This window comes from Brevundimonas sp. R86498, from assembly GCF_044598075.1.
Lineage (GTDB): Bacteria > Pseudomonadota > Alphaproteobacteria > Caulobacterales > Caulobacteraceae > Brevundimonas.
The window spans coordinates 2,995,401-3,008,815 of sequence record NZ_CP139004.1; the positions used below are offsets into that span (position 1 = coordinate 2,995,401).

The following is a 13,415-nucleotide window of genomic DNA, read 5'->3' on the forward strand; positions in this document are numbered from 1 at the left end:
GCCCAGGCGTTTACAGGTCTGCTCGCCCCGCCTACGGATCGGCCCATGTTTTCAAAGATCCTGATCGCGAACCGGGGCGAGATCGCCGTCCGGATCATCAAGACCGCCCGCCGCATGGGCATCCAGACCGTGGTGGTCCATTCCGATGCCGACGCGGGCTCCATGGCCGTCGAGATGGCCGACGAGGCCATCCACATCGGCCCCTCCCCCGCCGCCGAATCCTATCTGCTGCAGGACAAAATCGTGGACGCGGTGCGGCGCTCGGGGGCCGAGGCGGTCCATCCGGGCTTCGGCTTCCTGTCGGAAAACCCCGTCTTCGCCCGCCGGCTGGAAGCCGAGGGCATCGCCTTCATCGGCCCCAACCCTCACGCCATCGAGGCCATGGGCGACAAGATCACGTCCAAGAAATTCGCCGCCGAGGCCGGGGTCTCGACCGTCCCCGGCTTCATGGGGCTGATCGAATCCAACGAACACGCCCTGCAGATCGCCAACGAGATCGGCTATCCGGTCATGATCAAGGCCTCGGCCGGCGGCGGCGGCAAGGGCATCCGCGTCGCCCACTCCGACGCCGACATGGCCGAGGGCTTCGCCGCCGTGAAGGCCGAGGCCCAGACGGCCTTCGGCGACGACCGCGTCTTCCTCGAAAAGTTCATCATCGACCCGCGCCACATCGAGATCCAGGTGCTGGGCGACAAGCACGGCAATATCGTCAGCCTGTTCGACCGCGAATGCTCGATCCAGCGCCGCAACCAGAAGGTCATCGAGGAGGCCCCCTCCCCCCTGCTCGACGACGCCACCCGCAAGGCCATGTCCGAACAGGCCATCGCCCTGGCCCGCGCCGTGAACTACGACTCGGCCGGCACGGTCGAATTCGTCGCCGGTCAGGACCGCAGCTTCTTCTTCCTCGAGATGAACACCCGGCTCCAGGTCGAGCATCCGGTGACGGAACTGATCACCGGCGTCGATCTGGTCGAACAGATGATCCGCTCCGCCGCCGGAGAAAAAATGGCCTTCGGTCAGGACGACCTGAAGATCAACGGCTGGGCCATCGAGAGCCGGATCTATGCCGAGGACCCCTATCGCGGCTTCCTGCCCTCGATCGGCCGCCTCGTCCGCTACGACCAGCCCGAGGAAGGCGATCAGGGCACCTACACCGTCCGCAACGATTCCGGCGTCCGCGAGGGCGATGAAATCTCGATGTTCTACGATCCCATGATCGCCAAGCTGAACACCTGGGCTCCGACCCGCCTCGCCGCCATCGACGGCATGGCCCGCGCGCTGGAGGACACCCATCTGCAGGGAGTCGGCCACAACGTCCCCTTCCTCGCCGCCGTGATGGATCAGGACCGGTTCCGCTCCGGCCAGCTCTCGACCTCCTACATCAAGGACGAATTCCCCGACGGCTTCCACGGGGCCGCCCCCGACCGCCGCCGGCTCGACATCCTGATCGCCACGGCCGCGGCCATGAACGAGATCCTGACCGAACAGTCCGGCGATCCGTCCGACCGCACCGACTGGATCGTCCTGGTCGACCGGGACGCCCACGGCGTGACCCTCGGCTATGACGAGGACGAGGCCCTGACGCTGGACCTCGCCGGCGAGGATCGCGCCCTGCAGCTGTCCGACATCGACTGGCGCCCCGGCCTGCCCCAGTTCCGCGCCGTCCTCGACGACGTCCCCTATACGGCCGAGGTCGCCCGCATCGCCGACGGCTTCGCCATCCGCACGGGGGCGGTGAAGGCCCGCGTGCGCGTCCTCACCCCCCGCACGGCCGAACTGTTCGCCCGCCTGCCCGAGAAGCAGGCCGCCGACACCTCAAAGCTCATCCAGTCCCCCATGCCGGGCCTCGTCGTCTCCATCGCCGTGGAAGTCGGTCAGGAGGTCAAGGCCGGCGAGACCGTCGCCGTCATCGAGGCCATGAAGATGCAGAACATCCTCCGCGCCGACCGCGACGGCGTGGTCAAGGCCGTCGGCGCGAAAGCCGGCGACCCGGTCGCCGCCGACGATGTGCTGGTGGAGTTCGGCTGAGCGCCGCTTCCTTTCGTCATTCCGGGCGGAGAGGCGCAGCCTCGCAGACCCGGAACAAGGTGGCGCGCGAGAGCGCGAACCTGTCACGCACTCACGCGCTGAACCCTCGCCTACGCTGAGCAGGCGGACGAAGCCTTGCGCCTCGCCCGCCTTCCCGGGTTCACTCCCCGATCGCCGACACGGCCCGGGCCGCCTGATCGATGACATCAGCGACCGCGCGCGGCTGCGAGACCATGGGCACATGGCTGGCGCGGATCTCGACCTTCGTCGCGCCGATCTTCTCGGCCTGCTGATGCAGCATGGCCGGGCTGATGGCGGCGTCCTCGGTCGCGACGATGAACCAGCTGGGGCGAGTCCTCCAGGCGGCCTGGGTCACCGGGGTGGCGAAGGCCGACATCGCGATCGGCACCTGGGAATTGCGCATGAAGGCGGCCTCGGCGTCGCTCACGTCGGCGGCGAACCCTTCCTTGAAGCGCTCGAGGTTGAGGAAGCCGAAACCGTCAGGCTGTTCGTCGATGACAAAGGTCGAGGGAATGCCGAAGCCCGCGTACTGGTCGCCGGCCGTTTCGCCCACGTCCGCGGTCAGGGCCGAGACATAGACAAGGCCCTTCACCCTGTCGTCGACGCCGGCCTCGGTGATCACCACCCCGCCCCACGAGTGGCCGACCAGGATCGTGCCGCCCTCCTGACGGGCGAGCGCGCGGCGGGTGGCGGCGACGTCGTCCGCGAGCGAGGTCAGGGGGTTCTGGACGATCGTCACCCGATAGCCGCGGGCGGTCAGGTCGTCATAGACCCCGCGCCAGCCCGAGCCGTCGGCGAAGGCGCCGTGCACCAGCACGACGTTGCGGACCGACTGGTCGGCCGGCAGGGTCGCGGCCGTCTGGGCCAGGGCGGCTCCGCCGAGGCTGGCGGCACCGGCGGCGGCGAGGAGGATGTTGCGGAACTTGATCATGGGATGGTCCTTCCTTGAATGTGGGAGGCCTCGGCCTGCCCGGTTGAGAATGTTACGCCGCGAACTGTTATAGCGATAACCGTCCTATCCGGGACGGGCCGTGCCTTGTCAACCGAATATTTATCGCGATATGTGTTTTCTCGCGAAACGTCGCGTAGCGGAGTGTGCCTGATGACCCGACAGACCGGACCGATCCCGATGGAGGACCAGCTCTGTTTCACCGTCTATTCGACCAGCATGGCGATCCAGCGCGCCTACAAGCCCCTGCTCGACGCCCTCGGCGTCACCTACCCCCAGTATCTCGTCATGAACGTCCTGTGGCGCGAGGACGGCCGGACCGTCGGGGACATCGCCGAGGAGCTGGCGCTGGAGCCCAGCACCATGACCCCGCTGCTGAAACGCCTCGAGGCCTCCGGTTTCGTCCGCCGGATGCGCAACCCGGGCAATGAACGCCAGGTCGTCGTCACCCTGACCGACGAAGGCCGCGCCCTGAAGCAGAGGGCCGGCTGCCTCGCCGAGGCCCTGCTCCACCATTCGGGCGCGAGCCCCGCCGAGCTGGGCGAGATGAACGGCCGCATGAAGGGCCTCCGGGACGCCATCTACCGGAGCCTGGGCGGTCGCAAGACGCCCGGCGGGTGAGCGACAACGGCTAAACGGTCGGGATTGTCCCTCCATCGATGACGAAATCGCCGCCGTGGATCGACGCGGCCCGGTCCGAGGCCAGGAAGGCGATCAGCTCGGCCACCTCTCCCGGCTCGGCGGCGCGGCCCAGCGGAATCCCGCCCAGACCCGCGAGAACGCTCTGACGCGCCTCCTCGATCGTGCCCCCCGCCCCTTCGGCGATCCGCTTCAGCAGCCGGCCCGACGCCTCGGTCATGATCCAGCCCGGCGACACCACATTGACCCGGACCCCCTTCGGCCCGACCTCCTTCGACAGCGCCTTGCTGTAGGTGGTCAGGGCGGCCTTGGCCGCGGCATAGGCGGTGGTCGAGTCCGGCAGCGGCAGACGGGCCTGGATGGACGAGACATGGACGACGGCGCCGGAGCCCCGCTGCAGCATCTGCGAGATCAGCCGCCGGTCCAGCCGCACGGCCGGCATCAGGTTCAGATCCAGCTCCGCGCGCCAGTGATCGTCGCTCAGGGCCGAAAAGCCGCCCGCCGGCGCGGACGAACCGCCCACGACATGAACCAGAACATCGATCCCGCCGAACCGGCGCATCGCGGCCTCGGCCAGGGCGTCGCAGCCCTCCAGCGTGGTCAGGTCGGCCTCGACGAATTCCACGCCCTCCAGCCCGTCCGGCGCGGCGCGCGCGGCGGTGATGACGCGGGCACCCCCGGCCAGAAACCGCTCGACGGTCGCCCGGCCGGCCCCCTTGGTGCCGGCCGTCACCAGTATCCGGCGATCTTCGAATTCGGTGGGGTCGGGACGGGCCATGGTCATCCGATCTCCAGCGCGCGGATGGCGTCGTCCACGAGGGTGAACCGCATCGTGAACCGCAGCGGACTGCCTTTGAAATCGCCGTAGGTCACTCCGTCGACGATGACCTGACCATTCTCCTCGCGGTGGGCGTCCGGCGTGAAGACGGCGCGGGCGGCGAGGGTCGCATCCTCGATCCAGCGCCGCAGCGCGGCGTGGCCGCGGTGCTCGCCGCCATCGTCGCGCACGACGGCGTCGGGGGCGAAGGGCGCGAGCATGCCCTCCGGATCCAGCCGCGCATTGGCGGCGACATAGTCGGCGATGGGCTGGGGCAAGGCGGACGTCATCTCTCGTCTCCGGGTCAGGGTTGCTTCCGGCCCCAAGCTGGAAGTAGGCTGTGAAGATGACAAGTACGGACGAAAAAGTAAGGTACTCACCTGAAGGTGAGCGCGTCGACTACACACCCGAAACGGCGGCCTCCAGCGCCCAGAATGTCATCCGGATTCTGGAAGGCCGCTGGAAGCTAGTGATCCTGTTCCAGCTGTTCGGTTCGAACGTCCGCCGCTTTTCCGAACTGGAACGGGCCATCCCCGGCGTGTCGCAGAAGATGCTGATCCAGCAACTGCGCCAGCTCGAACTCGACGGCGTCGTGGCCCGCATCGTCCATCCGCAGGTGCCGCCCAAGGTCGAATATCACCTCACCGCATGGGGCCAGTCGCTCTGCCCCGTCCTCGACAAACTCCTGACCTGGGCCGAGGCGGCCCCGGCCGAGGTCCGCGACCGGCTGATCGAGGCATCGCCGCCCCCCGGTTGACCGGCTGGGCCTCGCCTCCAGTGGACTAATCCGCCTTAGTCCACTACACTCCTTCCCATGGAGACCCTCAACATCCACGCAGCCAAGACCCACTTCTCCGGGCTGGTCGACCGCGTGGAGAAGGGCGAGACGATCATCATCGCCCGCGCCGGCAAGCCGGTGGCCAAACTGACTCCGCTGGAGCCCGAGGTGACCGACCGCGTCGCCATAGCTGCCCGCCGGATCGGCTTCATGAAGGGCGAGTTCTCCATCCCCGACGACTTCAACGAAATGGGTCGTGAGGAAATCGAGCGGATGTTCAACGGCGACGACAAGGGTTGAAACTCCTCCTCGACACCCAGATCGTCCTGTGGACGGCCGCGGAGCCGGACAAATTGCCCACCGCAGCCCGCGACTTTCTGGCTGACCCCGACAACGACATCGCCTTCAGCGTGGTCAATCTGTGGGAGACCGCGATCAAGCGAGCGCTGAACCGACCCGGATTCCAGATCAACCCTCGTCGTCTGCGTGAACGGCTGATCGCCACCGGCTTCATCGAGCTGGCGGTCACCGGTGAACATGCGCTGGCTGTCGAGCATCTCCCGCCGATCCACCGCGACCCGTTCGATCGCATTCTCGTGGCCCAGGCGATGACCGAAGGGCTCGTTCTGTTGACCAGCGACCGCCTGCTGGACGGCTACCCCGGCGACATCCGCCGCGTCTGATGATCCGCACCGTCGCCACCGCCGGCCTGACCCTCGCCCTCGGCGCCTTTGCCCTCGCCTGGCTCGACCTGCAGCAGGCGACCCACCGCATGACGGCCGAGCTCTATGTCGCCCTGATCGCCATCGTCTTCGCGGCCGGGGGTCTGTGGCTGGGCTGGAGGATCGCGACGCGCCGGCACGGCCCCGACTTCGTCCGCAACGACGCCGCCGTCCGTTCCCTCCGCCTGACGGGTCAGGAGATGAAGGTCCTCGACGTCCTCGCCTCCGGCCATGCCAACAAGGCGATCGCCCGGGCCCTGGGCCTGTCGCCCAATACCGTGAAAACCCACCTCGCCAACCTGTTCGCCAAGCTCGAGGTCACCACCCGCACCGGTGCCGTGACCCGCGCCCGCGACCTCGGCCTGATCCCCTGATCGGCGCAGACTGTCGAATTCACCCGTTCGGGCGATAGGATCGGCGGGCGGTCCGGGACAGCCTCCCCGCATCGCAATCGCAAGGGAGGCCCCCATGGCCCGCATCATCCTCGTCTACGGCCTCGTCTCGGGCCTGATCATCATTGCCGGCATCATCGGCACGGTCCTCATCGGCGGCGGCCAGCCGCACGGCAATGTCTGGCTCGGCTATCTGATCATGCTGCTGGGCATGGTGGCGGTCTTCATGGGGGTGAAGCAGCACCGCGATCACAACCGGGGCGGCGTGATCAAATTCCTGCCTGCCCTCGGCGTCGGCCTGGCCATCGCCCTGTGCGCCTCCCTCGCCTACGTCCTGGTCTGGGAGGCCTATCTGGCCGCCACCGACTACGTCTTCATGGACCAGTACATCGCCGCGACGCTCGAGGCCCGCCGCGCCGAGGGCATGCCGGCCGACGCCTATGCCAAACTCGAAGGCCAGATGCGCCAGATGGCCGAGGCCTATGAGTCGCCCCTGCTCCGCCTGCCGATGACCTTCGCCGAGATCTTCCCCGTCGGCCTCCTCGTCTCGATCGTCAGCGCCATCCTGCTGCGCAACAGCCGCTTCCTCCCGGCCCGGGCGAGAGCCTAGGCGACCGACGCCGTCAGGCTCGCCCCCTCCAGGGCGTCCCTGACGGCAGCAAGGCGGTTGCGGCTGATCGGCAGGGGCTCGCCCTCCCCCATCAGCAGCCGCCCGCGCCCGCCGTCGCGCGCATAGCCCTGCACATGCGCCAGGTTGGCGATCACCGAGCGGTGCACCCGCAGGAAGCCTCCCGGCAGCTCGGTCTCCAGCCGGTCCAGCCGCGCCGCGTGCAACAGCCTGCGCCCGTCTGCCAGCCTCAGCTCCACATAGTCGTCGGCCCCCACCACCGCGATGATCTGCGCCAGCGGCACCCGCAGCAGCCCGCGCGCCGAGGCCACGGTCAGACAGTCGGGCCGGGCCGCCGCCTGCGTCAGCACCGCCTCCCGCGCCCGGTCGTCCCGGCCCAGCCGGATCAGCTCGGCCATCAGCAGCGGCAGGACCAGACCCGCCGCGAACACGAAATAGGACAGGTCGACCAGCCACCGGGGCATCGCCACCCCCACCGCCACGAACGCCACCAGATAGGCCAGGGTCAGCCGCGCCCCCCTGTCCCCGCGCCGCACGGCCACCGCCGCCGCCACCGCCGCCAGCCCGACCCCTACCATCAGGGCCGCCGCCGTCTTCAGATCGAATCCGGGGATGAGCAAACTGCCGACCACTCCAGCCAACGCCACCCCGATCAGGGCCCGCCGCGCGCCCGGCCAGAACCGCCCCGCCACATAGCCGACCAGCAACACGGCGAAGACCGCCGTCAGTCCCCATATCCCCACCAGCCGCCAGACGTGCAGCGGATAGGGATAGTTCACCAGCGTCCTCAGGGTCTCCAGCACCGCCTGCGCCCCCGCCACCCCCGCCATCCCGGTCAGGATCAGGCTGGACCCGGTCCGCCGCAGCGCATGGATCACTCCGAACCCGAACGCCGCCGCGAACAGCGCCCCGGCGATCAGGAAGGTCAGGGCCAGCGGGGCCGCCCGCGACGGCGGCGGCCACCCCGCCACCCCCATCCCCCCGACCGGCCCGTCCAGCCGCAGGCCCCCGTGGAAGGACGACATCCGCACCACCAGCCCATTGCCCGTCGCCCGCCACAGCGACGCCTCGATCGGAAAGGCGGCCTCGTACCGCCCCGGCTCTTCCGCGGCCGCCGAGGCTCCCGGCTGCCCGTTGGCCCCCAGTTTCACCCCGTTCAACCAGACCTCGGACGAGGCAATACCCCCGACGTAGAAGGCCTGCGGGCCCGTCCCCGCCGGCCGGTCGATGTCGGCCCTCAGCCACAGTTCGCGCCCCTGCGGATCGATCACCCCCTCGACCGGGCGACAGGCAGCGCTGTCCGGCGCGAAGGCCTCGACCGCACCGGGACACACCGACCACACCTGCGCCGCCACCCCTCCGGGCAGGCAGATCAGGAACAGGCTCATCAGAATCGCGCGGATCATTCCCTCAGCCTATCGCGCCGCTCGCCGGAAAGCGTTGCCACTGACCGACCCGGGACGACCGTTGGCCGAAGCGGGGCTGCACACCCCGCCCGCCCGGGTCAGTCAGGGCCCATGACCCACATCGCCCTGAACCGCCGCACCCTCCTTGCCGCCGGCCTCGCCCTTCCGGCCCTCGGCCTGGCCTCCCGCGCCCTGGCCCGGACCCCGGCCCAGACCCCGGCCGGCCCTTTCACCTTCACCGCCCGCAGCGGCCAGACCGCCCCGGCCGAGCGCGGCTTTTTCGAGGTGCCCGAGGATCGCAACGATCCCCGCTCCCGCCGCATCCGTCTCGGCTATGTCCGCTTCCCCACCGCCGCGCCCAACCCGGGTCCGCCGATCGTTTATCTGGCGGGCGGCCCGGGCGGCAGCGGGGCGGACGCCGCCACCGGCCCGCGCTTCCCCATCTTCACGGCCCTGACCGCCGTCGCCGACGTCATCGCCTTCGACCAGCGCGGCACCGGCCTGTCGGCCCACATCCCCGCGCGCCCCGACCCGACCGGGCCCTTCCCCGACCTGACCCGCGCGGGCCTGACCGGCTACTATCGCGACGACATCCAGAAGGCCTGGATCGACTGGACCCGGGCCGGCGTCGCCATGGCCGGCTACACCACCGAACAGAACGCCGACGACATCGAGGACCTGCGTCGCCATCTGGGCGTCGACCGGATCAACCTGTGGGGCATCAGCTACGGCACCCACCTCGCCCTGTCGGTGCTGAAGCGGCATCCGGACTCCATCGGCCGCGTCGCCCTGGCCAGCCTCGAGGGCCAGGACCAGACCGTCAAACGCCCGGCCCATATCGACGCCTTCCTCGACCGGGTCGACGCCCTGCTGGGTCAGGACCCGATCGCCCGCGCCGCCATCCCGGACCTGCCCGCCCTCATGCGCCGCGTCCACGCCCGGCTGGACGCCGATCCCGCCCCCATCACTCTCGCCTCCGCGGCCGGCCCGGTCGAGCTCAAGCTCGGGGCGATGGGGGTCCAGCTGATCACCGCCGGTATGGTGGCCAATCCCTCCAGCCTCTCGCGCCTGCCCGGCCTGTATCTGGCGCTCGACGCCGGCCAGACCGAAGCGGTCTCCGGCTTCTTCGGCAGCGTCTCGCGCGTGTTTGGCAGTTCGGGCATGAACGAGGCGATGGACATGGCCTCGGGCATCTCCCCCGCCCGCCTCGCCCTCGTCGAAGCGGAGGCCCGCACCGCCGTCATGGGCGACGCCCACAACTACCCCATGCCCCATCTGCTGGGAGCCATCCCCGGTCTCGATCTGGGCGAGGACTTCCGCCGCCCCATCACCATCGACACCCCCGCCCTCCTGCTCGCCGGCTCGCTCGACGGCCGCACCCCGCTGGAGGAACAGGCCGAGGTCATCACCCAGTTCCGGAGGACGTCACAGATCCACGTCGAGAACGCCGGCCACAACGTCTTCGAATCCCACCCCGACATCACGCCCCTGCTGGTCCGCTTCTTCGCCGGCGAGACCCTCCCCGACACCCGCCTCACCCTCCCGCCCCCGACCTTTGCGGTGACCTAGATCCAGCGCAGCCTCGGCCCCGTCTCCCCGTCCGGCCGATCGATCAGCAAATCGGTGATGGCCCACACCAGCGCGTCGGCCCGGTCCAGCGACCCGGCCGCCTCGCCCTCTGTGCCAAACGCCATCAGCTCCTCCTCCAGCGCTGCGAACGCCCCGGCGTGATGCACCCGGCCCTGTTCATACAGGGCCGCCACCGGCTCGGCCCGGATCCGCTTGCCCCGCGTCGCCCGCACCTCCTTCACAGGCACGGCACAGCCGGCGGTCCGCAGCACCTGTTTCACCATCGCCCCGCCCTGGTTGACCTCGGCCACGATACAGGTCGCGCCGACCTCCTCGGCCAGCGCGGCCGCGCGCCTGGCCCAGCCGTCGGGGCTCAAGCCCGCCGCCGACCGGTCGGCCAGCACCACCGCCTCGCGCCGCCCGTCCGCCCGCCGCCTCGACCCCGCCGCCACGATCCCGCACGCATCCCCGCCCGCCGTCGTCGTCGGATCGATCGCCACCACGATCCGGTCGAAGGCGGGTGGTGAGTGGTGAGTGGTGAGTGGCGAGTGACGGGGGTCACGAGCGTCCGCAGGCATGCCTTCAAAGGTCGCCCCCGACGCGTATGCCCCACGGTCCACTAACCACTCGCCACTCACCACTAACCACTCACGCCTCGCCCCCACCATCATCGCCGCTGTGAACAGCGCCCCTTCCATCTCCACCACCTGCCCCTCCAGCTCCTGTGCCGCCCGCCGCGTCCCGCCGTACAGGGCCAGCAGATCGTCGAGGAACCGCGGCGACAGATGCTCGGCATTCTCCAGCGTCGTCGCATGGCTCGACACACAGGTCGGCTCGGCCTTGAGCGCCAGCAGGGCCCGCGTCGCCCGCGGCGTGGTCGTCACCACCAGCCGGGGTCTCGGCCCCAGTCTCAACCCCATCCGCAGCAAAGCGAGCGTCTCGCCCGCCCCCCGCGTCCCCACCGCCGGCCAGGCACAGAACTCGTCGGCCCAGGCCGCGCTGAACTGCGGCCCCCTCAGACTGTCGGGATCTTCGGCCGAGAAGGCCTGGGCCACCGCGCCACTGTCGAACAGCAACCGCCGCCGCGACGGCTCGAAACGGGGCCGGGTCGCCCGGGTCCAGCGCGGCAGGGTGCGGATCCCCGACACCCCCTCCACCATCACCTCGCGCACATCGTGCAGGGTCGGCCCGATCAGGGCCAGCCGCCCGTCGCCGCCAGACTTCAGGCCCTCCGCCGTCGCCTGATCCGCCAGCCAGCTGGCCCCCGCCAGGGTCTTGCCCGCCCCGCGCCCGCCCAGAAACAGCCAGGTCGCCCAGTCCCCCTCCGGCGGCCGCTGCGCCGTCCGCAGTTCGATGGGCGGCCCCGGCTCATCCGGCTCCGCCCCGACGCCCTTCTCCGGTCCACGAGGGTCTTCTCGGCGCCAGCGCGGTCGCAACAGGTCCCGCACCCCCTTGGTCAGGGTGATCAGGGTCATGCAGTCGCGCGACCGCCCCTCCGCCGCCGCCCATTCCAGTCGGTCCAGCGCCGAATTGTCGGTCAGGTCCGGATCGGTCCGGTCGAAGACGAACGCCATCTCGCGACAGACCAGCCGCACCGACCCGTCGGGTCGGGTCTCGATCACCGCCGGAGCCGGCCCCTTGGGCCGCCACACCGCCTCCGGCCTGTCCTTCTTGCGCTTCTTCAGCAGCCTGGCATTGCGATAGATGGAGGAGGTATGCACCCGGTATTCCGTCGCCAGGTCGCCGATGGCCTCGCCCGCCAGCCGGCGATCCAGCAGCTCATGCCAACGGTCCCAGCTCATGTCCGCCGGGCTCTGATCCAGCGGCTGTTCGCCCCGATATCGTGTCGTCTCGTCCATGCCCGCATTATCGGGCCACCCCGGACGACGCACGCTTCACGCCCCTTGATTCAACACGCCCACTGAAATCAAAGCGGTTTTCGGCGCGTCCGTTGATAACATCGTGATCGCGTTTGCCAGTTCGGGGCCGGCTCTGTACCGAGGAAAACCGGGTCAGCGAACCCCAATCTCCGGCAGGGCAAGCAGCTTGACTGTTACCAATGATCGTCTGGGCCGCATCGTCGAGGACGCCGCCAGCGAGGTCTATGTCTTCGCCGCCGACGATTACCTGTTTCGCCTCGTCAACAAGGGGGCCCGCGACAACCTCGGCTATACGATGGAGGAACTGCGCGCCCTCGCCCCCTGGGACATCAAGCCCCACATCGACCGCGACGAGTTCCTGACCATTGTCCGGCCCCTGCTGGCCGGCGAGACCGAACGCCTCGACTTCGACACCGTCCACGTCCGCAAGGATGGCACGCGATACAATGTCTCGGTCCGGCTGCAGCTGTTCCACGAGGACGGCGACAGCATCTTCTACGCCGCCATCCAGGACATCACCGACCGCAAGAAGATCGAGTCCGACCTGCGGCAGGTCACCCGCCGCCTCGACGCCATCCTCGACAACACCACCATGGCCGTCTTCCTCATGGACGAGCGCCAGCAGTGCGTGTTCATGAACAAGGCCGCCGAAACCCTGACCGGCTATACCTTCGCCGAGACGACCGGCCGCCCCCTGCACGACGTCATCCACCACACCCGCCCCGACGGCACCCCCTTCCCCCTCGAGGAGTGCGCCATCGACCGCGCCTTCCCCGAGAACGCCGGCACCCGGGGCGAGGAGGTCTTCGTCCACAGGGACGGCTCCTTCTACCCCGTCGCCTTCACCGCCAGCCCCGTGCGTGACGAGACCTCCCGGACCGTCGGCACCGTCGTGGAGGTCCGCGACATCAGCGAGGACCGTCGCAACAAGGAGGCCCGCGACCTGCTGATGCGCGAGGTCGACCACCGCGCCCGCAACGTCCTGACCATCGTCCACTCCCTGATGCGGTTGACGCGGGCCGATGATCTCGAGAGCTACCGTAACATTCTCGCCGGCCGCATCGACGCGCTCGCCCGGGCCCAGACCTCGCTCGCCAGCCGCCGCTGGGAAGGCGGCCTGCTGGAGGATGTCGTGCGCGAGGAGACCGACGCCCTTTGCCCCCACGGCCACTACGATGTCGCCGGCCCCGAGGTCTTCCTGTCGCCTGAACAGGTCCAGCCGGTCAGCATGCTGCTGCACGAACTGGCCACCAACGCCAACAAATACGGGGCCTTCAGCGAGGGCGGCGGCCATGTCTCCGTCACCTGGACGCTGGACGCCCGCCGCGTCACCCTGAACTGGCGCGAGACCGGCGGCCCCCCCGTCACCGCCCCCACCCGCCAGGGCTTCGGCTCCACCCTCAAGGACAGCCTCGCCCGCCAGATCGGCGGCACCCTCACCCGCGACTGGTCCCCCACCGGCCTGACCGTGGCGCTCGCCTTCCCGGTGTGAGGCCGCTGTCGTCCGCAGGGCGCGCTCCCGCAGGACGCGCTGCGACACGTCCGCTCCCCCGGGGATCAGCTCAGCCCCCCGCCCGTTGAACCGG

14 protein-coding genes are annotated in these 13,415 nt (G+C 69.6%); 9 read left to right on the forward strand and 5 right to left on the reverse strand.

From position 1 onward, the window contains the following. The first annotated feature begins 45 nt into the window (after window positions 1-45). Entirely contained in the window at window positions 46-2,028 is a 1,983-nt protein-coding gene (locus tag SJY26_RS14825; RefSeq protein WP_396593765.1) for a biotin carboxylase N-terminal domain-containing protein, read from the forward strand. Window positions 2,029-2,188: 160 nt separating this feature from the next. Here the strand turns inward: SJY26_RS14825 and SJY26_RS14830 are convergent, their stop codons facing one another. Next, window positions 2,189-2,980: an alpha/beta fold hydrolase gene (locus tag SJY26_RS14830; RefSeq protein ID WP_396593766.1), complete on the reverse strand. Its 792-nt coding sequence runs from the start codon at window positions 2,978-2,980 to the stop codon at window positions 2,189-2,191. Window positions 2,981-3,151: 171 nt separating this feature from the next. Between SJY26_RS14830 and SJY26_RS14835 the strand changes: the two genes are divergently transcribed. Next, entirely contained in the window at window positions 3,152-3,619 is a 468-nt protein-coding gene (locus SJY26_RS14835; protein WP_396593767.1) for a MarR family winged helix-turn-helix transcriptional regulator, read from the forward strand. Window positions 3,620-3,629: 10 nt separating this feature from the next. Here SJY26_RS14835 and SJY26_RS14840 read toward each other — a convergent pair whose 3' ends face one another. Further along, on the reverse strand, window positions 3,630-4,421 hold the full coding sequence (locus tag SJY26_RS14840; RefSeq protein ID WP_396593768.1) for an SDR family oxidoreductase: 792 nt from the start codon (window positions 4,419-4,421) through the stop codon (window positions 3,630-3,632). Next, window positions 4,418-4,744, reverse strand: a complete 327-nt coding sequence (locus SJY26_RS14845; RefSeq protein ID WP_396593769.1) for a nuclear transport factor 2 family protein — start codon at window positions 4,742-4,744, stop codon at window positions 4,418-4,420. Before SJY26_RS14845 ends, SJY26_RS14840 begins: the two co-directional genes overlap by 4 nt. Before the next feature lie 56 nt (window positions 4,745-4,800). Here SJY26_RS14845 and SJY26_RS14850 point away from each other — a divergent pair, with 56 nt between their 5' ends. The 5 genes from SJY26_RS14850 to SJY26_RS14870 all read left to right on the forward strand — a co-directional run bounded on the left by SJY26_RS14850 (window position 4,801) and on the right by SJY26_RS14870 (window position 6,956). Continuing rightward, complete coding sequence (locus SJY26_RS14850) at window positions 4,801-5,211, forward strand: winged helix-turn-helix transcriptional regulator (protein WP_396593770.1); 411 nt, start codon at window positions 4,801-4,803, stop codon at window positions 5,209-5,211. 57 nt (window positions 5,212-5,268) lie between these two features. Then, window positions 5,269-5,532, forward strand: coding sequence for a type II toxin-antitoxin system Phd/YefM family antitoxin (locus SJY26_RS14855; RefSeq protein WP_396593771.1), 264 nt, complete (start codon window positions 5,269-5,271; stop codon window positions 5,530-5,532). Continuing rightward, on the forward strand, window positions 5,529-5,915 hold the full coding sequence (locus tag SJY26_RS14860; protein ID WP_396593772.1) for a type II toxin-antitoxin system VapC family toxin: 387 nt from the start codon (window positions 5,529-5,531) through the stop codon (window positions 5,913-5,915). The genes SJY26_RS14855 and SJY26_RS14860 overlap by 4 nt, the downstream gene beginning before the upstream one ends. Then, window positions 5,915-6,328, forward strand: a complete 414-nt coding sequence (locus tag SJY26_RS14865; protein WP_396593773.1) for a response regulator transcription factor — start codon at window positions 5,915-5,917, stop codon at window positions 6,326-6,328. Before SJY26_RS14860 ends, SJY26_RS14865 begins: the two co-directional genes overlap by 1 nt. A 94-nt stretch (window positions 6,329-6,422) precedes the next feature. Continuing rightward, the gene (locus tag SJY26_RS14870) at window positions 6,423-6,956 is read left to right on the forward strand and encodes a DUF4199 domain-containing protein (RefSeq protein WP_396593774.1); all 534 of its coding nucleotides are present in this window, start codon (window positions 6,423-6,425) and stop codon (window positions 6,954-6,956) included. Here the strand turns inward: SJY26_RS14870 and SJY26_RS14875 are convergent. Further along, complete coding sequence (locus tag SJY26_RS14875; RefSeq protein WP_396593775.1) at window positions 6,953-8,380, reverse strand: LytR/AlgR family response regulator transcription factor; 1,428 nt, start codon at window positions 8,378-8,380, stop codon at window positions 6,953-6,955. The genes SJY26_RS14870 and SJY26_RS14875 overlap by 4 nt on opposite strands. Before the next feature lie 111 nt (window positions 8,381-8,491). Here SJY26_RS14875 and SJY26_RS14880 point away from each other — a divergent pair, with 111 nt between their 5' ends. Further along, window positions 8,492-9,949, forward strand: coding sequence for an alpha/beta fold hydrolase (locus SJY26_RS14880; RefSeq protein WP_396593776.1), 1,458 nt, complete (start codon window positions 8,492-8,494; stop codon window positions 9,947-9,949). Here the strand turns inward: SJY26_RS14880 and SJY26_RS14885 are convergent. After that, window positions 9,946-11,808 carry a DNA-packaging protein gene (locus SJY26_RS14885; RefSeq protein WP_396593777.1) on the reverse strand — a complete coding sequence of 621 codons (1,863 nt, stop codon included), beginning with the start codon at window positions 11,806-11,808 and terminating at the stop codon, window positions 9,946-9,948. The two genes, SJY26_RS14880 and SJY26_RS14885, sit on opposite strands and share 4 nt — an antisense overlap. Before the next feature lie 187 nt (window positions 11,809-11,995). Between SJY26_RS14885 and SJY26_RS14890 the strand changes: the two genes are divergently transcribed. Continuing rightward, window positions 11,996-13,321 carry a PAS domain S-box protein gene (locus tag SJY26_RS14890; RefSeq protein WP_396593778.1) on the forward strand — a complete coding sequence of 442 codons (1,326 nt, stop codon included), beginning with the start codon at window positions 11,996-11,998 and terminating at the stop codon, window positions 13,319-13,321. Window positions 13,322-13,415 lie beyond the last annotated feature (94 nt).